Here is a 23906-nt window from a genome sequence, read left to right on the forward strand (position 1 = left end):
TTAATTTCTTGAAGAAATTAAGAAATATCTTTAAATGTAAAAAACAAAAATATGAAAAATTATATTAAAGTGGCCGGGAGAAAGGGATTCGAACCCCTGGAGGTGTGACCCTCAACGGTTTTCAAGACCGCCGCTTTCGACCACTCAGCCATCTCCCGAAAGAACAATAAAGTATATCAAGTATAACATCGCATTGGAGGCGACATCCGGATTCGAACCGGAGATCAAGGCTTTGCAGGCCCATGCCTTACCGCTTGGCTATGTCGCCTTGAGTTACCAAAAAGTGGTGCCCGAGGCCGGACTTGAACCGGCACGGAAGAAAAATTCCGAGGGATTTTAAGTCCCTTGTGTCTACCAATTCCACCACCCGGGCGGGTGATAATGGAGCGGGAAACGAGATTCGAACTCGCGACCCCAACCTTGGCAAGGTTGTGCTCTACCCCTGAGCTATTCCCGCATTTTATATAGTAAGTTGAAATTATACATAAAAAAACTTAAATACAAATAAAAATTATAAAATTTTAGTTTTTTATAATTTTTGTAGTAGTAAAATACTCAAAAAAATTTAAAAACAAACAAGGAGTGGTCATGTTTAAATTTAACAGCCTTTCAAACAAACTTACAATAATAGCTTGTTTTTTGATAGCTATTATACTAATAGTTGTTAATATAATCAACTATTATGAATCTAAAAAAAGCACAGCTTACTATTTAGAAGAAATCCAGAAAAAAACTATGTTTGATGTAAACGAAGCATATAAAATTTATTCTACTAGTAAAAGATCTGCTATTTTAGCCATTGCTACATTTGTGGAAAAAAATCCTAATCCTGATACAAATGAATTATATGATGTTTTAGAAACGATTAGATCTTCTGCTGATTTTGATGTAACTTATATTGGCTTTGAAAAAGATGGTAGATTGTATCAATCTAACAAAATTATGAGGAGTCCAGAAACATCAGGTTTTGATGCTAGAACTAGACCTTGGTATCAAGAAGTAAAAGCAGCAGGAAAATTAACTGTATCAGATCCATATAAAAGCATAGAAGATAATTCAATCACCATCTCTTATACAGCTCCAATTTATAACAATGGTAAATTAATAGCTGTAGTGGGTGGAGATTATAATCTTGAAAAATTTGCTAAAGATGTTTTAGCTATAGGTCATTCAAATAGTTCTTATGCTGCAGTGTATGATAAAAATGATGGTAATATAATTTTCCATGAAGATAAAGAAAGAATGCTTACAAAAAATGATTTAAGTATTAATGTGGCTAATGCTGTAAAAGCAAATCCAGACTTAATTGATCCAACCAAACAAGAAACTTTATTTTACGCTAAAGATCAACAAGGTAAAACCCAAGTTGTAACTTGTAACCAAAGTCTAAACGATAAATATATTGTTTGTTCTATTACAGATGAATCTGTATATACTGATGCAGTTAATAAGGTTTTATTCCAACAAATTATTATTGCTTTAATAGCTATAGTTATAGCATTAGTATTAGTAAGATTTACTATTATGAAAAATTTAAAACCTATAGCAGTTATTACAACAGGCCTTAACTCTTTCTTTGACTTTATCAATCATAAAATAAAAGATTCAGCTATGATAGATGTTAAAAGCAATGATGAGCTTGGTGCTATGGCTAAAGCCATCAATGAAAACATCACTAAAACTAAAAATGCTTTAGAACAAGATGCTAAAGCAGTAGAACAATCAGTTGAAACAGCTAAAGAAATAGAAGCTGGTAATTTAACAGCAAGAATAACAGCTATTCCTGCTAATCCTCAATTAATAGAATTAAAAAATGTATTAAATGAAATGCTTAATGTATTAGAACAAAAAGTAGGTTCTAATATGAGTGAAATCAATAGAGTATTTGATAGCTATAAAGCATTGGACTTTACTACTGAAGTTAAAAATGCTAAAGGTGGAGTTGAAGTAACTACTAATGTATTAGGTAAAGAAATAGTAGCAATGTTAAGACAATCATCTGAATTTGCTTCTTTACTTGCTACTGAAAGTGGAAAATTACAAAGTGCTGTTAAGAACTTAACAGATTCATCATCTTCTCAAGCTTCTTCTTTAGAAGAAACAGCAGCAGCATTAGAAGAGATTACTTCTTCTATGCAAAATGTATCTCATAAAACTAGTGAAGTAATTGCTCAAAGTGAAGAGATTAAAAATGTTACTTCTATTATAGGAGATATTGCTGATCAAATTAACTTGCTTGCATTAAATGCTGCTATTGAAGCAGCACGTGCAGGTGAACATGGACGTGGCTTTGCTGTTGTTGCTGATGAAGTTAGAAATCTAGCAGAAAGAACTCAAAAGTCTTTAGGTGAGATTGAAGCTAATACTAATATCTTAGTTCAATCTATTAATGAAATGGGTGAAAGTATCAAAGAACAAACTACAGGTATTACTCAAATAAATGATGCTGTAGCTCAAATTGATCATGTAACCCAAGAGAACTTAAAAATAGCTAATGATAGTGCAGTAATATCTGATAATGTAAATAAAATAGCTAATGATATCTTAGAAGATGCTAGGAAGAAGAAGTTTTAAATAAACAATTAGCAAGCTTGAAAGCTTGCTAATTTTAATCATCAAATTTTTGACCTAAAATATTACCTTTAAAATCTGTATAAATTTCCATCATATTGTTTGTTCTAAATTTATATCCGTTGATTTTTTTATCTACTTCTACGATAGATGCATTTGGTTGTGCTGCTTGCACTTTGGCAATAACTTCTTTTGGGATAAACCCTGTTGGAATTGCTTTATATTTTCCATCAACTTCTTTCCAATCTCCATTGATAATAAAGTCAATTTCTGTTCCATCAGCCAAATTTACCTCATAAGAATCTACATCTTGTTTGACATAACCTATACTTACACTATTAAAATAAGTATTTAAAAATTCTTGAGCTTTTTGAGGTAGGGCATTTGGACTAACAACCATATCTGCAAACATAGAACTAGCACAAACTAAACTTGCCAACATTAATTTCATTTTCATTTTTTCTCCTTTAGATAAAAGTTGAAAAAATGATATTGAATGCTTGTGAAATTTATGTGAATTTAATTTTTAAAACCAACTATTTTGTTTTTATCAAAAGAAGATTCTATTTCTTTTTCTATGGTTTGTAAAAAATCACTCATTTTAAAAACACCATCTTTAGAAATAGCTGCTTTTAAAGCGGTGTTTTTTACCACCATGACAATTTGTGCTCCACTTAGTTCATATGAAGCTAGATTTGACAAATCAAAACTATCATCAAATTTAGCATTCTTAGGTAAAGCCTTTTGCCATATCATTAAACGTTGAGAAAAGTCGGGTTTTTTAAATTCTATTTTATAATCAAATCTTCTTGAAAAAGCTACATCTAAGCTCTCTAAAAAATTGGTTGTAGCTATAATTACTCCACTAAAACGCTCAATTTGTTCTAAAAAAATATTTTGCATTTGATTATGCATTTTATCTGCACCAGCACTACTTTCTACCCTAGTACTTAAAAATTGATCGGCTTCATTTAAAAGCAAAATAGGACTTTGCTTACTTGTTTGGCAAAGCTCTTTATAAGTATCAAAAATTTTTCTTACATTTTGTTCGCTCTCGCCTACATATTTACTTAAAATTTTAGAGCAATCAAAACTCAAAATAGATTTTTTCATAGCTTTGGCCATACTTAATGCGCTCATAGTTTTACCTGTGCCAGCAGGACCATAAAAAATTATCTTGGCTTCTATGTTTTTATTTGTTTTTATGCCCCATTTATTTAATCTTTCTAAAACTTTCTTATCTTGCTGTTTTAATATGCTTTCTAACAAATCTTTAGTGCTTTGGGGCATAATAACATCATCTATATTGATATTTGGCTCAATAAGTTCAAAAATATCTTGCTCCTTAACTAAATTTTGTAATTTAATTTTTTTATTTTTTTTTGGTTCTTTAAAATTAATAATCCTTTGTAAAATATCATCACTTAAATAAAATATCTTAGAAATATCCCCCAAAGAATTGACAAATTCATCATATTCTAAAAGATTTGAACTAAGCAATTTAGAATCTTCTTCTAATAAAGCTTTATTTTTTTGCTTTTGCGTCTCATCTTCACTAATTAAATGGAGTAAAAAGTTATAATCTCTACTATAAGAATTTTCTGTATTGAGTAGATATTCTTCTTTTAATAAACTAATAAATATCAAACATTCTTTTTCATTTAAAGCATATTCTTTAAAAATCTCTGCTAAAACATTAGGAATTTTACTTTTCTTTAAACATTCTTTAATATAAGCTTCAAAGACAGATATATCATCTTTTATGTTTTTACTCTGAGAACTCTTAGCAAAAAAACGTAATCTTTGATAAAGTTCAATTTTAAAAAATTCATCTTTCAAATACGCAATATGATCTTCATAAACTTTATCTTGCATAAAATCTTGTATAGTTTTATTTTCCAAAACCTGTAAAAAAACTTCACTTAAGCTTACATCACATTGCAACAAATTTAAAAATAAACTTGAGTTTTTACTTGCTTTAAAATCAGAATAAATTTGAATAATAAAGCCTTTTTCTATGAGACTTTTAAGATCTTTTAAATGGTCTAAATACTCATACTCATCATTTTTAAAAACTTCACTAAGCAAACTATAAGCATTTATACTTGCACTAGCTTGTAGATAATTTTTACATAGATGTTTTAAAATTAAAATCTCATCTTCATTACAATGCAGATTTTTATAAATAGTACTTTTAAAAGTATCATTAAGAAAAAGTTTTAAATCTTTCATATTGTCCTTTAACTCTATAATGATTTCATACTAAATTTAACTTTGGATTTTTTTTCATTAAAACTCATATATCCATTGCAAACTTCATAAAAAATATCATAATTTTTACTCATAATCTTTTGGGTAAAACCACAAGAGGTGATTTGTTTATTTTTTCCATAAAAAATAGGTTTTTTAAGAATTAAATCTTGTAAAAAATCATCATAGTATTCATAATTAAAAAATCTTTTATTAAAAAGTATTTTTGTATAACAAACGCCATTAATACAAATTTTATCAGTAATTTTTAATTCAAACAAGACTTTAGAGCTATTATAAAATTCTAATTTAGTTAGATTTTTTCCCTCATATAAAAAACCATAATCAGCAAATTTTATTTGTGGTGTTTTTAAAATAATATAAGTGCTTTGCGATTGTATTTTAGTTTTTAAAGCACAAGAACTTAAAAGCACACAAATAAAACATAAAAATACTATCTGAAATAAATTTTTCATTTAAGATTTTTAAAACTAAGATTGAGTTCTAAGTCTAATTCTTTAACTATTTTCATGACATTTTGTAAATCATCAATTTGCTTACCAACTACGCGAATTTCATTACCTCTAATACTTGAAGTTACTTTTAGCTTGCTATCTTTTATAGCTTTATTAATCTTCTTAGCACTATCAGTATCAATAGCGTCATTAACTTTTAAGTTCAATCTAAAATTTGCTCCGTTTTCCCTGCTTAGCTCTTTAATACCATTAGGGTTTATCCCTCTTTTAATAAGTTTTGAAATAACAATATCTTTTAACACTTCAAGCTTTGCTTCACTAGAGCAAATAAGTTTATAAATACTTTCTTTTTCATTTAACTCTATTTCGCTTTTAATGCCTTTTAAATCATATCTACCATCAAGCTCTTTTTTGGCTTGCTCTAAGGCATTTTTTAATTCTTGCTTATCGATTTCTCCGCTAATATCGAAACTATGCTCACTTGCCATTTTCTATAAACTCCTTAAGATTATTAAATACGATTTGGACTAAATTTTGTATGGATTCTTCACTTGCCCATGCAACATGTGGAGTGATGATTAAATTTTCTTTATTTTTTATACCAAGTAAAGGGTGATTTTTAATCATAGGTTCTATTTCAAGCACATCAAGCCCTACTTTGATGTTTTTCTCATTCATAATTTGAGCTAAATCTACTTCATTGATGATTCCACCACGCCCCACATTAATCAAAACAGCTTCATCTTTTAAAAGCATTAGTTCTTTTTTACTTAATAAATTTTTTGTTTTATCATTTAAGGGCGCATGAATACTAATTACATCACAAGTTTTTAAAAGCTCTTCAAGATTTACTTTTTCATACTCATCATTAAAATTAGTTCCTGAGGTAGAATAATAACAAATTTTAGAACCAAACATTTGAGAAACCTTAGCTACTTCTCTACCTATAGCTCCAAGTCCTATAATGCCATGTTTTTTACCTGTTAAAGTATGCAAGGTCCTACTAAAATCGCAAAACATTTCACTCTCGCACCATTTGCCTTCTTTACTCCATTTATCATAATGTGGAATTTGATTTAAAAAAGCAAAAAGTAAAGCAAAAGTATGACTTAAAACACTTTTAGTAGAATAACTAGCTGCATTTTTTACTAGTATACCTTTAGAATTTGCATAAGCTACATCTATGTTATTTACCCCTGTACCAAGTTGTAAAATAAGCTTTAAATTAGTTTTATCTATCACTTCTTTATCGATGATGATTTTATTTATCATCACAACTTGTGCATTAGCTATTCTTGCAATAACCTCATCTTTAGAAGTTAGGTCATAACTTACAAACTCGCCAAAACTTTTAAAAACAGATAAATCTGCTCCACCCAAAGTAGCAGCATCTAAACATACTATTTTCATTAATCTTTTACTATATGTCCTACAAATTTAGAATAATTATCAAGTACCAAACCACCTTTTCTAAAACCTAATCCACAACCCTCATAAGCAAAGAAAACTCCTGCTTGATAATAATCATTTTCGTTTTGATTAAACTCAGCAAATTCTTGATATACAAAGCGGTTGTTTTGATAACTTCCCTTTGTTTCAAAGCTTACATCACCATTAGCTTCTATAATAGAAACATTTGCTCCTTCTCTACCAAAGACAGGTTTTTTAACACATTTTTTACCCACTAAAGGCTCATCGCTAGTTTCTAGCAATAAAGGGTGATTTGGATAAAGTTCCCATAAAATCTTCATTATACCCTTGCTTTGAAAAAGCAAAGTATAAGCAGGATTTAAAATAATTGCTTTTTGATTTTGCATGATTTGAGTTAAAAGCATAGCAAGCTCACCTTCTTCTATGGCTATACTTTCCCAAGGAATAAGTTTGAAAAAATACTCAAAATTTACATCATTTTTAAAAATCCCATCGGGTGAAAATTCTACCTCATCAATAAAAGAAAATTCACTCTCAAAACCAGCTTCTCTAGCAATATGTGCTAAAAGTTTTGTTGTAATGGCATCTTCATCGCTACCTGCAATTGAAGAAAATAATATCTTCCAACCTTCATAGTATTTTTCAAATTCACTCACATCTTCTTCTAAAGTTATAAGTCTTTTAAAATTATCTCTTAAAGCCTCATATATATTGTTAAATTGCGAACTTTCATCTAAATTGTTTTGTTTTAAAATAGCCCATTGTAAAATAGCACTTTCAAATAAAGAAGTTGGAGTATCAGCGTTAAATTCTATTAACTTTATAGGCTTACCATCAAGTCCACCTGCTAAATCAAATCTTCCATATAAATGCCAATGTACATCATTTTCCCAACTCATCTTAATAGCTTCAACTAAATTAAAAGGAATTCCAAGCTCATCAAAACGATCATTATCAATAACTTCTTGTGCAGCGGCTACAAACATATCATAAAGTTCATTTACTGCCTCATAATACACATTTGCTTCATTTTCTTTTACACAAACTAAATTAGAATCTAAATAATCACTCCCATCATTATCCGTATGCCATGAAAATCCCATTTGTTCTAAGTAAGATTTTTCTAAAGGATTTACTTTTAAAAAATTCATTTTTACACCTTTTTAAGATCCAAAAGAACTTGAAGAACTTGAAGTAGCTTTAGAACCACCACCAAAAAATCCTGATTTTTTTGCATTTGATCCTGTGGTAGCACTTGATCCTGCTTTATTAAAGCTATTTACACTTCTTTGATAAGCACTTTGATTTGAAAACGCCCCTCTTTGCTGATTTGCAAAATTTTGATTATTGAAAAGTTTTGAACCTATCCAACTTCCTAAGATAGCACCAGCTGCACTTGCTAATAATGTTTCACCCAAAGAAAGCCCGCCACTACTCATTTGAGCGTTATTTGGATTTGTTAAATTTGAAGTACCATTGTCTATTTTAGCAGCCTCTTCTTGGATCAATTTATCCATTTCTTCTTTACTTAAAACTCTTTCTGTGCCATCAAGCTGCTTTAGAACAACTCTAGTTTCATCACTTGGAAATTGGTCTTTGATTTTGTATTGATTTGGAGCAGTCTCTTCGATAATAACAAAAGCACCTTGAGTATTTGCTGCTTGACTCAATGCATTATTAGAATCACTTGCATTGCTACTACAAGCACTTAAAGCACCTGCACTTATTGCGGCAATACCACTTATCATACTAAGTTTAAGTATAGTTTTAATGTGTTTCATGATCTTTCCTAAATTCATAAGTTTAATTTAATAAGATTTTAACAAAAAAAGTATTAATAAAAATTAATTGTTTAATTTATTATAGCCATTAAATTGCCACTTAGAATAAACATAGCAAAAGTAAAAAATATAAAAGCACTTAAATAATCAACAAGTTTTATATTATTTTGATAAATTCTTACCATGAAAGACTTAGAAAACAACAGAGAAACCAAAGAAAAATAAATTATAGTTTCTAAAAATAAAACAAATATTAAAACTATTAACATCCACCGCATTTGTGTAAAATCAAAGCTTGCAAATACACTAGCAAAATAAAAAATTACTTTAGGATTTGATAAATTTGTAATCATTCCACTTAAAAATGCAGATATATGAGTTTTTTGAACTTTCAAATTACCCATTTTGGTATTTTTGTAAATTCCACAAGCTAAGTATAAAAGATAAAAAGCCCCAAAGCTTGATAAAATAGTTTGCAAAAATGGAAATTGATGAAAAATTGCACTTAATCCAAGTATAGAAAGTATAATCCACACACTCATAGCCAAACTTACACCCAAGCTTGCTTTTAATGCATTCTTAATCCCATCTCTTAAAGCATAAGAACTCACTAAGAAAAAATCAGGTCCTGGTAAAATAAGTCCGAAAAAATGAACGATTAAAATCCAAAGAAACATAAATAACTAAAACGAAGAAAGCCGATTTCTCGGCTTTTTGGTATTAGAGTCTTGATTCGTAGCGTCTAAGCATATAAAGTCTTTTAAGCATTTTTTTGCGTGCTGAAATTTTTTGTTTTTTACGAATTTCAGTCATAGGCTCAAAAAATCTTCTAGCGCGAACCTCAGTAACAACTAGATTTCTATCCACTTGTTTTTTGAATTTTCTATATGCTTCATCAAAAGACTCGTTAGGATGTACCTTAATTCCTGGCACGACCCTCACCACCTTTCTTAAATAAAATTTAAAGAGTATATTATATCATAATTTTACTTGAAAATAAAATTTATTTTTGTAATAATTACATAAATAAAAATTAAACATAAATTATTAATTAAGACAAAATTTGGTTTAGTTTTTCTAGTATTATTAAGTTATGAAAAATATTTTTTAAGGAAAATAAAAAATGAGTGCTTGTATCACTAATTATACTAAAAAAAGGTATATTACTTATGCTATTGCTATGATTGTGTTTGTAACTTTGCCTTTTATAAAAATTAACGAAAATCATTTCTTTTTATTGAGTTTTGATCACAAAAAACTTAATTTATTTTTTATCGCCTTTGATACTCAAGAGCTTTATTTGATGCCATTTGTTATTATGGGTATGTTTTTAACTATACTTTTCATTACCACTTTAGCAGGAAGAATTTGGTGTGCTTGGAGCTGTCCTCAAACTATTGCTAGAGTTATTTATAGAGACCTTTTACAAACAAAAATCTTTAAAATTTACAAAAACACAGCAAATAAGCAAAAACAAGTTAATGGATATTTTATTCAAAAAGTTTTAAGTATTGTGATTTTTTATCTTTTTTCACTACTAATGATGAGTGCATTTTTATGGTATTTTGTACCACCTGAAGATTTTTTTGTCTATATCCAAAATCCTGCTGATCATTTATTACTTTTAGGAATTTTATTTTGTGCTTCTTTAGCTTTTACTTTTGATATAGTGTATTTGGGTGAGAAATTTTGTGTTTATGTGTGTCCTTATGCAAGAATCCAATCTGTAATGTTTGATAATAACACAGTTCAAGTGATTTATGATGATAAAAGAGGAGGTGTAATTTATGATGGGCACACTAAGCTTTATCAAAAACCACCACAAGGTGAATGTATAGGTTGTGATGCTTGTGTTAAAATTTGTCCAACTCATATAGATATACGCCAAGGAATGCAACTTGAATGTATTAACTGTCTTGAATGTGCTGATGCTTGTTCAAAAATTCAAGCCAAATTCGATCGCCCTAGTTTGATCAATTGGACTAGTGCAAAAGCTATTGAAACAAGAGAAAAAGTAAAATATTTTAGATTTAGAACCATTGGTTATTTAGTTGTCTTATGTGGTGTTTTTGCAGCTTTAGTTTTAATGGGAAGCAAAAAAGAAAATATGCTTTTAAATATTAATCGTTCTAGTGAGCTTTATCAAGTAAGAAAAACATATGATGGAGATTTACTAATCACTAATGCTTATGTATTTTTATTTCAAAATACCGACAATAAAACCCATGAGTATTATTTTGATGTTAAATTACAGGGTATTAATGATGGTTTAGAAATCATCAGACCTAAAAAATCTTTTAAATTAAAAGCAGGGGAAAAAGACAAACATATAGTTGTTTTAAAAGCTACTAAAAAATTAGCTGATAATGATAGAAAAGATACCGTAATACCTTTAACCATCAAAGCCTATGCACTTGATGATAAAAATATTGTGATTACAAGAGAAAGCAACTTTGTTTATCCAAAAAATTCTGTTTTAAAACAAAAACATTAAAATGAAAAAAAAACTTTCTTCTAAATCTCAAGCAAGACTTGAAAAAATCAAGCAAATTGCTTCAGAATCGTTTTTAAAAAATGGTTATGAAGCAACAAATCTTAAAGACATCATCAAACAAACCGGTGGTTCTTTTTCTAGTGTTTATGAACATTTTAAAAGCAAAGAAGGATTATTTGAAGCTATATTAAATGATTTTGCTGAAAATCATTTTTTAGCTACTTTGAAAAAAAATATGAAAATTACAAATGAATTAAGTTTAGAAGAATATTTATATCAATATTCTTTAGCTTATTTAAAAATTTTCAATAATAAAAAAACCATATCTATAGTAAGGCTTTTATATTCTCAAATTTATAATGATAAATTTGATTTTTCTTCATGGTTTAAAAGCAACAACCGAAAAGAAGTAGAATACGTGCTTCAAAAAAGGCTAAAAAAAGAAAATGAGTATTTAGCAAAAAATGCTGAATTTTTAAGCGTTACCTTTTGTGCTATGTTAAGAGGGATATTTTTTATGCAAAGTACCTTTGAAAATAAAGTACTAATGAGTAAAAAAGAACAACAAGAGCATGCAAAAAAAATTGTTAAGCTCTTTATAAATGGAATTATTAACTTTAATTAACTATATATTGATAAAATTAGATACTTATAATTTTGTAATATAAATTACTTTTTTATTTTATTAAATAAACTATATTAAGGAAAATAATGAAAACAAAAATTTTAACTTTAGCTTGTGCTTCTTTGATTTTTACAGCTTGTTTAGATGATAAAAATACACAAGTTAAAGAACTTCCTCCTCAGCCAGTCAGCGTTATGACTATGCAAAGTGCTAATTTGCCTTTAGAATTTACTTATCCTGCTAGATTAAGTACAGAGTTAGATGTAGTAATCAAACCTAAGGTAAGTGGAGAAATAAAACAAAAATACTTCAAAAGTGGTCAAGCTGTTAAAAAAGGGGATAAACTTTTTCTTATAGAGCCCGATAAATATCAAGCAAGCGTAAATATGGCCTACGGTGAAGCTTTGGTTGCAAGAGCAAATTTTGATGATGCAGAAAAAAATTTTAAAAGAGATAGTATTTTAATAGAAAAAAATGCTATCTCTCAGAAAGAATTTGATGCTAGTTTGGCTAATTTTAATTCAACAAAAGCTAATTTAGAAAGTGCAAGAGCAAAACTTGCTAATGCGAGATTAGATCTAAAATATACTATAGTAAGTGCGCCATTTGATGGAATTTTAGGAGATGCACTAATGGATGTAGGTGATTATGTAAATGCTTCAACTACCGAACTTGTACGTATTACTAATATAAATCCTATTTTTGCAGACTTTTATATTTCAGATGTTGATAAAATTAATATGAATAAAAACATAAAAGATGGAAATTGGCAATTTGAAAATATTCAAGTACAAGCTAATGTTGGCGGTGAACTTTTTAACGGAAAATTATATTTTATTGATAGCGTGATTGATACTCATAGTGGTGGTGTAAAAGCTAAAGCTATTTTTGATAATAATAGCTCAAATTTGATGCCTGGGTCATTTGCTAATGTCCATGTAAGTGGTTTTATTCAAAAAGATGGTTTTGAAATCCCACAAGTTGCACTTTTACAAGATGATAGTGCTATATATGTTTATACTTTAGTTGATGGAAAAGTAGCAAAAACAAATGTTAATGTTATTTATCAAACTGCAGATATTGCTATAATCAACCAAGGTTTGAAAAATGGCGATAAGGTTATTTTAAATAATTTTAAAAAAATTCGCCCCGGTGCAAGCGTTAGTGTAATGGAGAATAAATAATGTTTTCTAAATTTTTTATAGAAAGACCTGTATTTGCTTCTGTTACTGCGATTATTATTTCTTTAGCGGGTATTATAGGTCTTTATTCTTTACCCATAGAACAATACCCTTCCCTAACCCCACCAGTTGTAAAAGTAAGTGCAAATTACTCTGGTGCTGATGCTCAAACTGTGGCTCAAACTGTGGCTATCCCTCTTGAAGATGCAATTAATGGGGTTGAAAATATGATTTATATGGATTCAACTTCAAGTTCTTCGGGAGATATGAGTTTAAGCGTATATTTTAATATCGGTACAGACCCTGATCAAGCAACAGTTGATGTTAACAATAGAATTTCAGCCGCTATGGCAAAACTCCCAGAAAGTGTTAAAAAAACAGGGGTTAGTGTAAGAAAAACTGGTTCTAGTATATTAGAAGTTGCTACTTTATACTCTCCTGATGGTTCTATGGAAGCCCTAGAAGTATACAATTATGCAGCGTTAAATATTTTAGATGATCTTGCTAGGGTTCCTGGTGTAGGAAATGCTGTTGCTATAGGCTCAAAAAATTATTCTATGAGAATTTGGTTAAATCCTGATTTATTAAATAAATATCAAGTAACTGCAACAGATGTTATTGATGCAGTAAATGAACAAAATGCTCAATATGCTACTGGTAAAATAGGACAAGAACCTGTAGTAGAAAGATCTCCTTATGTATATTCAGTAACCATGCAAGGTAGATTAAAAAATACTAAAGAATTTGAAAATATCATTATAAGAGCAAATAGTGATGGTTCTTTTTTAAGACTTAAAGATGTAGCTGAGGTTTCTTTAGGATCAAGAGAATATACTTTTAACGGGAGATTAAATGGAAATAACGCTACTCCAATTTTAATTTTCTTACAAACTGGTGCAAATGCTGTAAGCACAGCAGAATTAGTTCAGAAAAAATTTGAAGAACTTTCTAAAAATTTCCCTGAGGGTTTAGCTTATAAAGTTCCTTATGATACGACTATATTTATCAAAGCTTCTATCAAAGAAGTTGTAAAAACTTTTTTTGAAGCCTTAGTATTGGTTGTAATTGTAATGTATTTATTTTTAAAGAATTTCCGATCGACTATCATACCTATGATCGCTGTACCTGTTTCTATCTTAGGAACTTTTGCAGGATTGTATGTTTTAGGTTTTAGCATCAACTTGCTAACGCTTTTTGCGTTAGTACTAGCTATTGGTATTGTTGTTGATGATGCGATTATCGTGGTGGAAAATATTGATAGAATCATGCATGAAGATCCAAATATAAGTATTAAAGAAGCGGCTATTAAAGCTATGGATGAGGTAGCTGCACCTGTTGTTTCTATCGTTCTTGTGCTTTGTGCAGTATTTATACCTGTTTCATTTATATCTGGCTTTGTGGGTGAAATTCAAAGGCAATTTGCCATCACTTTAGCAATTTCTGTAACGATTTCAGGTTTTGTAGCTTTAACCCTAACACCTTCTTTGTGTGCAATTTTCTTAAGAAGAAATGAAGGTGAGCCTTTTTATTTAGTTAAAAAATTCAATGATATTTTTGATTGGTCTACTGAAGTCTTTGGTGCTGGTGTTGCATATATCTTAAAAAGAACAATTAGATTTGTATTAATTTTTGTTATGCTTTTGGGTGGTTTATATGGTTTATTCAAACTTGTTCCAAACTCTTTAGTTCCAAATGAAGATCAAGGAAGCTTTTTATCTGTTGTGAATTTACCAGCAGCCTCATCTTTAAATAGAACAACACAAACTATGGATGCTATGGCGGATGAGATACTAAAAAATGAAAATATTACAGATATCGTTGGTCTTATAGGATATGATTTATTTACAGGATCTTTAAAAGAAAATGCTGGTGCAATGTTTGTAAATTTGAAAAACTGGAATGATAGAGATGTAAGTAGTTTTGATCTAACAGGTATGTATAATAAACAATATTTTCTTAATCCAAATTTCCAAACTTTCTTTGTTAATCCACCGCCAATCCAAGGTCTAAGCTTAACAGGTGGTTTTGAAATGTATGCACAAAATCGTAGTGGTAAAAGTTATGATGAAATTCAAGTTGATGTTAATAAATTAGTAGAAGCAGCTAATAAGCGTCCTGAACTTTCTAATGTAAGAACTACACTTGATACTAATTTTCCACAATTAAGATTAGAAATTGATCGTGATAAAGTAAAACTTTATGGCTTAAACTTAGCAGATGTATTTAACACACTCAACGCTACCATAGGGACTTATTATGTGAATGATTTTTCTATGCTTGGAAAAAACTATCGTGTAAATATTAGTGCAATTGGAGATTTTAGAAATACTCAAAATGCTTTAAAAAACATCTTTGTTAGAGCAAATGATGGTTCTATGATAGCTCTAGATAGTGTTTTAACACTTCATAGGAGTGTTGGACCTGATGATGTAAAACGCTTTAATATGTTCCCATCAGCTCTAGTTCAAGGCGATCCTGCACCAGGTTATACCTCAGGACAAGCTATTGATGCAATTGCTGCTGTTGCAAAAGAGACCTTAGGAGAGGATTATTCTATCGCTTGGGCAGGATCTGCTTATCAAGAAGTAACAAGCAGTGGTGCTGGTCAAATAGCATTTATGTTAGGACTTTTATTTGTATTTTTAATTCTAGCAGCTCAATACGAAAGATGGCTTATGCCTTTAGCAGTAATCACTGCTGTGCCTTTTGCTGTATTTGGTTCTTTACTTCTTGTATGGCTTAGAGGTTTAGAAAATGATATATATTTCCAAACAGGGCTTTTACTTTTAATAGGTCTTTCTGCTAAAAACGCCATATTAATTGTTGAATTTGCAATGGAAGAACACCTTAAAAAAGGAAAAAGTATTTTTGAAGCTTCTATTAGTGCAGCAAAATTAAGATTTAGACCTATTGTTATGACTTCTTTGGCATTTATTTGCGGTATTTTACCTTTATATTTTGCCTATGGAGCAGGAAGTGCGAGTCGCCATGCAATAGGCACAGGTGTTATAGGTGGTATGATAGCAGCTTCTACTATAGCCATTTTCTTTGTGCCTTTGTTTTTCTATATATTAGAAAGTTTTAATAAATGGCTTGATGAAAAAAGAGGTAAAAAACATGCATAAATTACTAATATTTACAATCTGCCTTTTTATAACAGGTTGTAGTTTAAAACCAAATTTAGAAATAAAAGATATAAATTATACTAAAAGTTTAGATCAAAATATCAGTATTGAGAAACAATGGTGGAAAGCCTTTGATGATATTTATTTAAATACTTTAGTTGATCAAGCTTTAAAAAATAACAATGATTTGCAAATTGCATATATAAATTTACAAAAAGCTTATGAAACTTTAGGTATAGCAAGAAGTGATTTACTTCCTAAACTTGACGGAAGTGCAAGTGGAGCAAGAGCAAAAACTAGCATCAATGCACCAAACAATAAAAGCGATGAATTTACCTATGGAAATGATTTTAATTTAGGTTTAAATTTAAGCTATGAAATTGACTTATGGGGCAAATACAGAGATACTTACAATGCTTCAAAAGCAAAACTACAAGCTAGTGAATTCGATTATGAAAGTGCTAGGTTGAGCTTAATTTCTAATGTAATAAAAACTTATTTTAACTTAGCAAGTTTAAGTGAACAAGTAAAGATTTTGGAAGAAACTACTCAAAGTTATCAAAAAACTTATGAATTAAAATTAGAACACTTTAAACTCGGAGTAATCAGCGAGTATGAATTAAATCAATTTAAAGCTGAACTTGAAAATTCAAAAGTTTTACTTACGAATGCGAAAATTCAAAAAGAAGCCAATATAAAAGCATTAAAAATCTTAACCTCAAATAATATTGATGATATACTTTACAATAGTATAGAGTATAAAAAAATAGGACAATATGAACTTAGTATACCTGAAGGCATAGGAAGTGAAATTTTACTCCAAAGACCTGATGTTCAAGCTAGTTTAAAAATTTTAGAAGAAAAAAATTATCTTGTAGGGGTTGCAAGAACTGCATTTTTACCAAACCTTTCTCTAACAGGTCTTTTAGGTTTTCAAAGTAATGATTTAGATCTTTTGGTTAAACATGGTAGTAATACTTGGAACATAGCAGGAAATTTTGCAATGCCAATTTTTCATTGGGGTGAGATTATGAACAATGTCAATCTTGCAAAACTTACCAAAGATGAAGCATTTTTACAATATGAAAATATCCTAAAAACAGCCTTCGGAGAGATAAGACTTGCTTTATTTAATCGCCAAAGTTACTATGAAAATGAGCAAAATTACAAAAATTTATTCCAAGCTCAAAGTAAAATTTATGAAATTTCCACTTTAAGATATGAAAATGGTGTGATTAATTTAGCTGATTTTTTACAAGATCAAAGAAATTACTTAAATGCTAAACTTTCCTATACTAACTCATCTTATGAGCTTGCAAATTCTATTGTAGATGTTATGAAAGCTTTTGGTGGAGGATTTAATGCCAAAGAAGAATCTAAAGAAAATATCAAAGCTATGGAAGAAAATTTAAAAGAAAACTTTTATAACAACTAAGTCTTTAAAACTTAGTTGTTTTTTATCATCTATATATAAATACATTTTGATTGCAAGTACAATACAACCTTCTTCGTGAATATTCTTTTCTAAGGGAATAAAAAAATAAAAATGCCAAATAACTATGTTTATAAGAATATCAATGCATTTGAATTTGAATTCTTTGGTTGAAATTATTATTTCCTCTATCTTTTGGGCTATTATGTTCAAAACGATAACGCACACTACCAGAAACATTAACATCTTGAAAAATTTCATCTAAAGGTGCAGAATTTAACATACTTATAAATCCCAATAAAAATATAAAAAATGCTATAAAAATCTTTTTCATTATAAAGCCTTTATAAAAAATATGATACAATTATAGTCTTTTTAAATAACTACAAAATGAAATTTTTAGGAAAAATATGAATTTTTTACAAAAACTAGCTCTTTCTTACTCACACAAGGCTATGCAAAAATCTTTAGAAAATGGCTTTAATGTTAAACTTTTAAAAAAGGGGCAAGAAAAAAAAGTTAATTCAAAAAAATCTTATATGTTATATGCTCATATACCATTTTGTCATACTTTTTGCCCATACTGCAGTTTTCATAAATACTACTACAATGAAGATTTAGCAAAAAGGTATTTTGAAAGTTTAAGAGAAGAAATCAAACAAATCAAAGATAAAGGATTTGATTTTACCTCTATGTATGTAGGTGGTGGTACTACTTTAATCAACGAAGAAGAACTTGCTAAAACCTTAGAACTTTGCAAAAAATTATTTAATATCAAAGAAATTTCTTGTGAAACCGATCCAAATCACATTAATCCTAAAAAGCTAGAAATGTTTAAAGGACTAATCGATCGTTTAAGCTGTGGTATACAAAGTTTTGATGATGATATCTTAAAAAAAGTAGCAAGGTATAATAAATTTGGTTCAAATAAAGAACTACAAGAAAAGCTTTCTAAAGCTATAGGTGTACTTCCTATTATGAGTATTGATTTAATTTTTAATTTTCCTTCCCAAACCAAAGAGCAACTACTAAAAGATTTAGAAATAGCCAAAAGCTTAAAACCTCAGCAAATTACAACTTATCCTTTAATGAAATCAAACCTTACAAAGGATAATATTGCTAAAACTTTAGGTGTAAGCTTTAAAGATCATGAATTTGAATTTTATAAAATCATTATAGATTTCTTTAAAGACTACGAAAGAAATAATGCATGGTCTTTTTCACTAGAAAAAAATACCTTTAACGATGAGTATGTAAGTTCTCACCATGAGTACTTGGGTGTAGGAAGTGGTGCCTTTAGTTTTTTAGATGGAGAACTTTTAATCAATGCTTTTAACTTAAATGATTATTCTAAGCTTATCAAAGAAAAGCAAAATGCTAATATTGCCAAAGCTAATTTTAGTAAAAAAGAAATCATTAAGTATGTTTTTTTAACAGAAATGTTTGCTGGTAAAATTGAGATTAATAAATTTAATAAAACCTTAGAATGCAACCTAGAAAAAGATCTTTTTATAGAGCTTTTAGGGCTTAAATTAAGCGGGGCTATAAAAAAAGAAAGCAATACTTTATATACAAGTGAATTTGGACGTTATTTGTTTATGGTTTTAATGAAAGATTTTTATACAGGTATGGATTTAGTGCGTGCTGTATTTAGAGATGATAAACGCTTACAAGATAAAGAACGCATTAATATCATGCAGGAAAATGTTGATCCACTTGATTTTAAAAGCATGGAATTTAAAGGATAAAAAGCCTTTTTTTTAAAGGCTTTTTATTAAAATGGTCTTATTACCATCATTACAGCAATTATAATAAACAATATCGTTGGAATTTCATTATAAGCTCTAAAAAATTTCCCACTTTTTTGACAAGTATCGTTTTGAAGTTGTCTATAATAATAATAATTTTGCAAATGATAAATAATCAAAAGCAAAGCACAAGTTAATTTAGCATGCATATATCCGCCCACCATTAACACATCTTTATTTGCTATCATCATCAAACTTCCAGTGATTGCAGTAACTATCATTGCTGGAGTTTGGATATAAAAATATAGTTTTCTTTCTTGAATTTTTACTACTTCTACAAAGCCTTTATTATCTTTATGCTCTGTATGATAAACAAAAAGTCTTGGCAAATAAAACATTCCAGCCATCCATGAAACAAAAGCCAAATAATGCACCATTTTAATCCACAAATACCATTCATTCAAAAAATCTAACATTTTTCTCCTTTTTTATTAAAAATTTCTTTTATTAAAATCAAAGCCACGCTAATGTTTATCATCACATCGGCAAAATTAAATACAGCAAATTCAAACCACTTATGCCAAAAGACAAAATCCACCACACCTATATGCACAAAACGATCAAACAAATTTGAACATCCAGCAGAAAGCATAATAGCAAAAGCAATTAAATGCGTTTTAAAAAATTCTTTTTGATAGAGTAAATATACAAATAAAGCTATAATAAAAATAAGCTGTATATATTTTAAATACTCTCCCAAAAATGCAAACATTGAAAAGGCTACACCAGTGTTATAAGTTAAAACCAAATCAAAAAATTCACCCTTATACTCAAGTCCTTGTAAAAATAAATACTTAATCACTTGATCTAATATAAAAACTAGAAAAAAAATAAACCAAAATTTTAAAGACAAAATTTTAAGCATTCAATGCTTTCATAAAAAAGTTTTCTACAGTTTTCATTTCTTTTTCTAAAAGCTTAATATCTTTTGCTTCAAGCAATAAGCGTATTAAATTTTCTGTACCTGAATACCTAAACAAACTAGCAATTCCTTTTTTCTCTAAATCTTTTTTCAACTCATCCAAACCCGCAAGCTTGCTTAAGTCTTTTTTCTCTGAAATTTTAAGATTATGTAAAAGTTGTGGATAAGGCTTAACTTGATTTAAAATTTCACTTGCACTTTTTGCTTCGCTAAGCATTAAAGCACTAAATTGCAAAGCAGCTACCAAACCATCTCCAGTTTTTGCATAATCACTAAAGATAATATGCCCACTTTGCTCTCCTCCAAAATTTCCGCCACATTCTTTGAGTTTTTCAAGTACATATTTATCGCCTACATTGCAAGTTTCATGTGTGATTTTGTGTTTATTTAAAAACTCTTTTAAAGCACCATTACTCATTATAGTGCTAACTACACTCGATTTTAACTTACCTTGTTTTTTCAAAAATAAGGCTAAAACTCCTAAAAGACTATCTCCATGAGCTACATCACCTTTTTCATCTACGACAACTAAACGATCTGCATCTCCATCAAAAGCAAAACCCACATCTGCTCTAAATTTCTTTACTTCCAAAGCTAAATTTAAAGGATGTAAAGCTCCACAATTTTCATTAATATTTAAGCCATTTGGCTTATCATTAATCACGATTACATCTGCACCTAATTCTTTAAAAACCGTAGGTGCTACCTTATAAGAAGCTCCATGGGCTACATCTAATACAACACGCAAAGACTTTAAAGTTAGTTCTTTAGGAAAAGAATTTTTTATAGAAACAATATATCTTCCTATCACATCATCAATTCTTTTTGCTTGTCCAATTTGTGACTTTGTTGTTCTTGCTTCTTCTATGAGTTTATCATTAAAATAAATTTCTTCTATTTTTGCTTCTGCTTGTTCATCAAGTTTATTTCCATGTGCATCAAAAAACTTAATGCCATTATCATAGTAAGGATTATGCGAAGCTGATATCATAATACCCGCATCACAACGCATATCTTCAGTTAAAAACGCAATAGCAGGTGTTGGCATAGGTCCTATTTCTATAACATTATAACCTATAGAAGTTAGTCCTGAAACGATAGCATTTTCTATCATATAACCACTTCTTCTTGTATCTTTTCCAACTAAGATATTGTTTGTAAGAGCTTTGTCTTTAAAATAAATTCCAGCAGCCATAGCCAAACGCATAGCCAAAAATGAATCTAAAAATTCACCCGCTTTACCGCGTACTCCATCTGTTCCAAAAAGTTTCATTTTTTTACCTTTGATTTTAAGTATTGAAATTATAAGAAAAAAAGTTAAGTAATGTATAAATACAAAATTTTTATAAGCATTAGTTAGTAATAAAAATATATAATTTTTCAAAATTTCACTTAAGGAAAATGAATGAAAAAAATTATCGCAGGAATTGTGGTATTAATTTTATTAATTATAGGGTTTTTTACTTCGACCTCTTATATTAATTCTATCAATGGAAAAATCTTTGCTCAAATGAGTCAAGACACAACATATTATAGTGTTGAAGATGCTAATTACACTAAAGGACTTTTAAATTCCAAAGGAAGTTTTATAGCTACACTTAATGACTTGCCTTATAGTTTTAAAGTGAATGTGGATTTTTCTAATAATTTTTTCACAAGTGACAATGCTATCGTTTCTATTTTGAATGAAAATGAAGATTTAGAAGGTATTTTTCCAAATGAAGAGATCTTTAAAATCTTAGTTAGTACAAAAGGCGATAACATAGCAATCAATGCAAAAATAAACGATATCAATTTCACACGCAATGATACAAATTTAGTTTTAAATAATACATCTTTTAAAATTCTAGGTACAACTGAATTTGTTAAGAATATGGAGCTTAATCTAGGTTATGTTTTATTAGAGCAACTATCTCATGAAGAAAAATTTGAAGCAAAAAATATCAAAATTTCTGAATTTCCTATACAAAAATTAAGTTTTAATGATATCTTTAGTCCTAGTAGAAATAGTGAGCAAAATATAAGCATTGATAGTGTTAATTTTATAAGTTCTATTACTTTTGACTTTGATAAATTAAAAATTTTTGCAAAAACAGCTCAAAATGCCCAAAATGATTATGATAGTGTTTTAAAACTAGATTTAGCTAAATTTAACCTTGCAAATGAAAACTTTATGTTAAATAACATTAGCTTAGATATGAATTTTAACAATCTTTCTAAAAAAGCTTATGATAGTTTAGTGCAAAACTCAAACACTGATATTTTTTCTATGATGCTTTTAGCAAGTCAGTTTTTAAAAGCAAACCCACAAATCATCTTAAACAATCTAAGCTTTGAAAAAGAAGGTAAAAAATTTGATGCAAATGGACAAACCATTTTTACTGAAAATAATATAAAATCACAATTTCATGCAAATACAGAAATTCTTCCTAGTCAAATTTGGCCTGATTTTGCAAATTTTGATACTTATTTTGTAGATAATAACGGCTCTTATGTACTTGATTTTATCTATGATGATTCTAATAAAAGCGATGTTACAACTATCATTAATGGTGAAAGACTTACTATAGATCTACAATGACAAATTTAAGCTTAACTTTTCGTCCTAAAACTTTAGATGAAGTTTTAGGGCAAGAAAATTTAGTGGAAATTTTTAAAAAATTCATACAAGTTTCAAAACTCCCTCATAGTGTATTTTTTGGTCCAGCAGGTTGTGGAAAGACTTCTTTTGCAAGGGCAATAGCATATGAGTATAAACTAGACTTTTATGAGTTTGATGGGGGAAATTTTAAGCTTGAAGAGCTTAGAAAAATACTAGGTAATTACGAAAATTCTTTATATAAACCTTTGATATTTATCGATGAGGTGCATAGGCTTTCAAAAACTCAACAAGAAATGCTTTTAATCCCTTTGGAAAATCAAAAATGCCTTTTTATAGGTGCAAGTACTGAAAACCCTTATTTTACTTTAACTTCAGGCATAAGAAGCAGAAGTATGCTTTTTGAATTTAAAGGTTTAGAGTATAAAGACCTAGAAAAACTTGCCACAAAGGTACAAGAAAAACTCCAATGTAAAATCGATGATGATGCTAAAGACTTTTTGATCACTTCTAGTGCAAATGATGCAAGAAGTTTTTTAAATTTATGTGAGTTTGCTTTGGCTTTAGATAACACTCACATCACGCTTGAAACTTTGAAAAAATTAAGAGCGAATGTTTTAAGCGATGGCACTTCAAGTAAAGATACACACTATAGACTAGCTAGTTCTATGATAAAAAGTTTAAGAGGAAGCGATGTAGATGCGAGTTTGTATTATCTTGCGAGGTTGATTGATGGGGGTGAAAGTGCGGATTTCATCGCTAGAAGATTAGTGATATTTGCAAGCGAAGATATCTCAAATGCCAACCCTCAAGCACTTAATCTAGCCACAAGCACACTCATAGCAGTAAAAAACATAGGCTATCCTGAAGCTAGGATCATCTTAGCTCAATGTGTGGTATTTTTAGCAAGTTCGCCTAAGTCAAACTCAAGCTATCTTGCTATAAATGAAGCACTAAATTATGTACAAAATAACCCTGCTTTAAAAATACTCCCTTATCTTGATAATAACAACCCTCAAAGAAAAAACTACCTTTATCCGCATGATTTTGGTGGCTGGGTTAAGCAAAGATACTTAGAAAAAGATTTGAAATTTTATCATAGTAAAGGCATAGGCTTTGAAGCACAACTAGACTTATGGCTAAATGATATGAAAAGAGTTAAAAAGTGATTTTAAGCACAATGTAAAAATATTTTTATATAATTTTCATTT

At 29.1% G+C, this 23906-nt stretch carries 22 protein-coding genes, 4 tRNA genes and 1 pseudogene; 10 read left to right on the plus strand and 17 right to left on the minus strand.

Annotation, left to right across the window (positions count from 1 at the left end):
* Positions 1–70: 70 nt before the first annotated feature.
* The 4 genes from CORN_RS08220 to CORN_RS08235 all read right to left on the minus strand — a co-directional run bounded on the left by CORN_RS08220 (position 71) and on the right by CORN_RS08235 (position 457).
* A tRNA-Ser gene (locus tag CORN_RS08220) sits at positions 71–158 on the minus strand.
* 36 nt (positions 159–194) lie between these two features.
* Positions 195–268: transfer RNA gene (locus tag CORN_RS08225), tRNA-Cys, on the minus strand.
* Positions 269–284: 16 nt separating this feature from the next.
* A tRNA-Leu gene (locus CORN_RS08230) sits at positions 285–373 on the minus strand.
* A 9-nt stretch (positions 374–382) separates the two neighbouring features.
* Positions 383–457, minus strand: a tRNA-Gly gene (locus CORN_RS08235).
* A 278-nt stretch (positions 458–735) separates the two neighbouring features.
* On the opposite strand from CORN_RS08235, the pseudogene CORN_RS08725 reads away from it, so the two are divergent.
* A pseudogene (locus CORN_RS08725) lies at positions 736–1359 on the plus strand (cache domain-containing protein); the annotation flags it as partial.
* 774 nt (positions 1360–2133) lie between these two features.
* Positions 2134–2574 (plus strand): methyl-accepting chemotaxis protein, encoded by a 441-nt coding sequence (locus tag CORN_RS08730; RefSeq protein WP_425321094.1) that lies wholly within the window; start codon positions 2134–2136, stop codon positions 2572–2574.
* A 34-nt stretch (positions 2575–2608) separates the two neighbouring features.
* Here the strand turns inward: CORN_RS08730 and CORN_RS08245 are convergent, their stop codons facing one another.
* From CORN_RS08245 to rpsU, 9 genes are all read right to left on the minus strand, one after another.
* Entirely contained in the window at positions 2609–3028 is a 420-nt protein-coding gene (locus CORN_RS08245) for a PepSY-like domain-containing protein (protein ID WP_066007589.1), read from the minus strand.
* A 62-nt stretch (positions 3029–3090) separates the two neighbouring features.
* Positions 3091–4803 (minus strand): ATP-binding protein, encoded by a 1713-nt coding sequence (locus CORN_RS08250; RefSeq protein ID WP_066007590.1) that lies wholly within the window; start codon positions 4801–4803, stop codon positions 3091–3093.
* A 14-nt stretch (positions 4804–4817) separates the two neighbouring features.
* A complete protein-coding gene (locus tag CORN_RS08255) occupies positions 4818–5297 on the minus strand; it encodes a hypothetical protein (RefSeq protein WP_066007592.1) in 480 nt (159 codons plus the stop codon).
* Positions 5294–5785, minus strand: coding sequence for a YajQ family cyclic di-GMP-binding protein (locus tag CORN_RS08260; RefSeq protein ID WP_066007594.1), 492 nt, complete (start codon positions 5783–5785; stop codon positions 5294–5296). Before CORN_RS08260 ends, CORN_RS08255 begins: the two co-directional genes overlap by 4 nt.
* Positions 5775–6707 carry a D-2-hydroxyacid dehydrogenase gene (locus tag CORN_RS08265; protein WP_066007596.1) on the minus strand — a complete coding sequence of 311 codons (933 nt, stop codon included), beginning with the start codon at positions 6705–6707 and terminating at the stop codon, positions 5775–5777. The genes CORN_RS08260 and CORN_RS08265 overlap by 11 nt, the downstream gene beginning before the upstream one ends.
* Complete coding sequence (locus CORN_RS08270) at positions 6707–7879, minus strand: glutathionylspermidine synthase family protein (protein ID WP_066007598.1); 1173 nt, start codon at positions 7877–7879, stop codon at positions 6707–6709. The genes CORN_RS08265 and CORN_RS08270 overlap by 1 nt, the downstream gene beginning before the upstream one ends.
* A 12-nt stretch (positions 7880–7891) precedes the next feature.
* Positions 7892–8509, minus strand: coding sequence for a UPF0323 family lipoprotein (locus CORN_RS08275; RefSeq protein WP_066007600.1), 618 nt, complete (start codon positions 8507–8509; stop codon positions 7892–7894).
* A gap of 71 nt (positions 8510–8580) precedes the next feature.
* Positions 8581–9186, minus strand: coding sequence for a LysE family transporter (locus CORN_RS08280; protein ID WP_066007602.1), 606 nt, complete (start codon positions 9184–9186; stop codon positions 8581–8583).
* A gap of 43 nt (positions 9187–9229) precedes the next feature.
* On the minus strand, positions 9230–9442 hold the full coding sequence (gene rpsU / locus CORN_RS08285; RefSeq protein WP_002780697.1) for a 30S ribosomal protein S21: 213 nt from the start codon (positions 9440–9442) through the stop codon (positions 9230–9232).
* 190 nt (positions 9443–9632) lie between these two features.
* On the opposite strand from rpsU, the gene ccoG reads away from it, so the two are divergent.
* From ccoG to CORN_RS08310, 5 genes are all read left to right on the plus strand, one after another.
* Entirely contained in the window at positions 9633–11003 is a 1371-nt protein-coding gene (gene ccoG, locus CORN_RS08290; protein ID WP_066007605.1) for a cytochrome c oxidase accessory protein CcoG, read from the plus strand.
* A gap of 1 nt (position 11004) precedes the next feature.
* Positions 11005–11628 carry a TetR/AcrR family transcriptional regulator gene (locus CORN_RS08295; protein ID WP_066007607.1) on the plus strand — a complete coding sequence of 208 codons (624 nt, stop codon included), beginning with the start codon at positions 11005–11007 and terminating at the stop codon, positions 11626–11628.
* Positions 11629–11714: 86 nt separating this feature from the next.
* Entirely contained in the window at positions 11715–12812 is a 1098-nt protein-coding gene (locus CORN_RS08300) for an efflux RND transporter periplasmic adaptor subunit (RefSeq protein ID WP_066007608.1), read from the plus strand.
* On the plus strand, positions 12812–15934 hold the full coding sequence (locus CORN_RS08305) for an efflux RND transporter permease subunit (RefSeq protein ID WP_094750290.1): 3123 nt from the start codon (positions 12812–12814) through the stop codon (positions 15932–15934). Before CORN_RS08300 ends, CORN_RS08305 begins: the two co-directional genes overlap by 1 nt.
* Positions 15927–17369: an efflux transporter outer membrane subunit gene (locus CORN_RS08310; RefSeq protein ID WP_066007833.1), complete on the plus strand. Its 1443-nt coding sequence runs from the start codon at positions 15927–15929 to the stop codon at positions 17367–17369. The genes CORN_RS08305 and CORN_RS08310 overlap by 8 nt, the downstream gene beginning before the upstream one ends.
* Before the next feature lie 139 nt (positions 17370–17508).
* Here CORN_RS08310 and CORN_RS08315 read toward each other — a convergent pair whose 3' ends face one another.
* Complete coding sequence (locus CORN_RS08315; protein WP_066007610.1) at positions 17509–17700, minus strand: mini-MOMP protein; 192 nt, start codon at positions 17698–17700, stop codon at positions 17509–17511.
* Positions 17701–17776: 76 nt separating this feature from the next.
* Here CORN_RS08315 and CORN_RS08320 point away from each other — a divergent pair, with 76 nt between their 5' ends.
* Positions 17777–19114, plus strand: a complete 1338-nt coding sequence (locus tag CORN_RS08320) for a coproporphyrinogen III oxidase family protein (protein ID WP_066007612.1) — start codon at positions 17777–17779, stop codon at positions 19112–19114.
* A gap of 26 nt (positions 19115–19140) precedes the next feature.
* Here the strand turns inward: CORN_RS08320 and hemJ are convergent, their stop codons facing one another.
* Genes hemJ through glmM form a run of 3 tightly spaced genes read right to left on the minus strand, consistent with a single transcriptional unit; the run spans position 19141 to position 21369 of the window.
* The gene (gene hemJ, locus CORN_RS08325) at positions 19141–19590 is read right to left on the minus strand and encodes a protoporphyrinogen oxidase HemJ (protein ID WP_066007613.1); all 450 of its coding nucleotides are present in this window, start codon (positions 19588–19590) and stop codon (positions 19141–19143) included.
* A complete protein-coding gene (lspA, locus tag CORN_RS08330) occupies positions 19584–20039 on the minus strand; it encodes a signal peptidase II (RefSeq protein WP_066007614.1) in 456 nt (151 codons plus the stop codon). Before lspA ends, hemJ begins: the two co-directional genes overlap by 7 nt.
* Entirely contained in the window at positions 20032–21369 is a 1338-nt protein-coding gene (gene glmM, locus CORN_RS08335) for a phosphoglucosamine mutase (protein WP_066007615.1), read from the minus strand. The genes lspA and glmM overlap by 8 nt, the downstream gene beginning before the upstream one ends.
* A 132-nt stretch (positions 21370–21501) precedes the next feature.
* On the opposite strand from glmM, the gene CORN_RS08340 reads away from it, so the two are divergent.
* Positions 21502–22677 (plus strand): YdgA family protein, encoded by a 1176-nt coding sequence (locus tag CORN_RS08340; protein ID WP_066007617.1) that lies wholly within the window; start codon positions 21502–21504, stop codon positions 22675–22677.
* Positions 22674–23864, plus strand: coding sequence for a replication-associated recombination protein A (locus tag CORN_RS08345; RefSeq protein WP_066007619.1), 1191 nt, complete (start codon positions 22674–22676; stop codon positions 23862–23864). Before CORN_RS08340 ends, CORN_RS08345 begins: the two co-directional genes overlap by 4 nt.
* Positions 23865–23906 lie beyond the last annotated feature (42 nt).

Origin of the sequence: Campylobacter ornithocola (assembly GCF_013201605.1) — a bacterium.
Taxonomy (GTDB): domain Bacteria; phylum Campylobacterota; class Campylobacteria; order Campylobacterales; family Campylobacteraceae; genus Campylobacter_D; species Campylobacter_D ornithocola.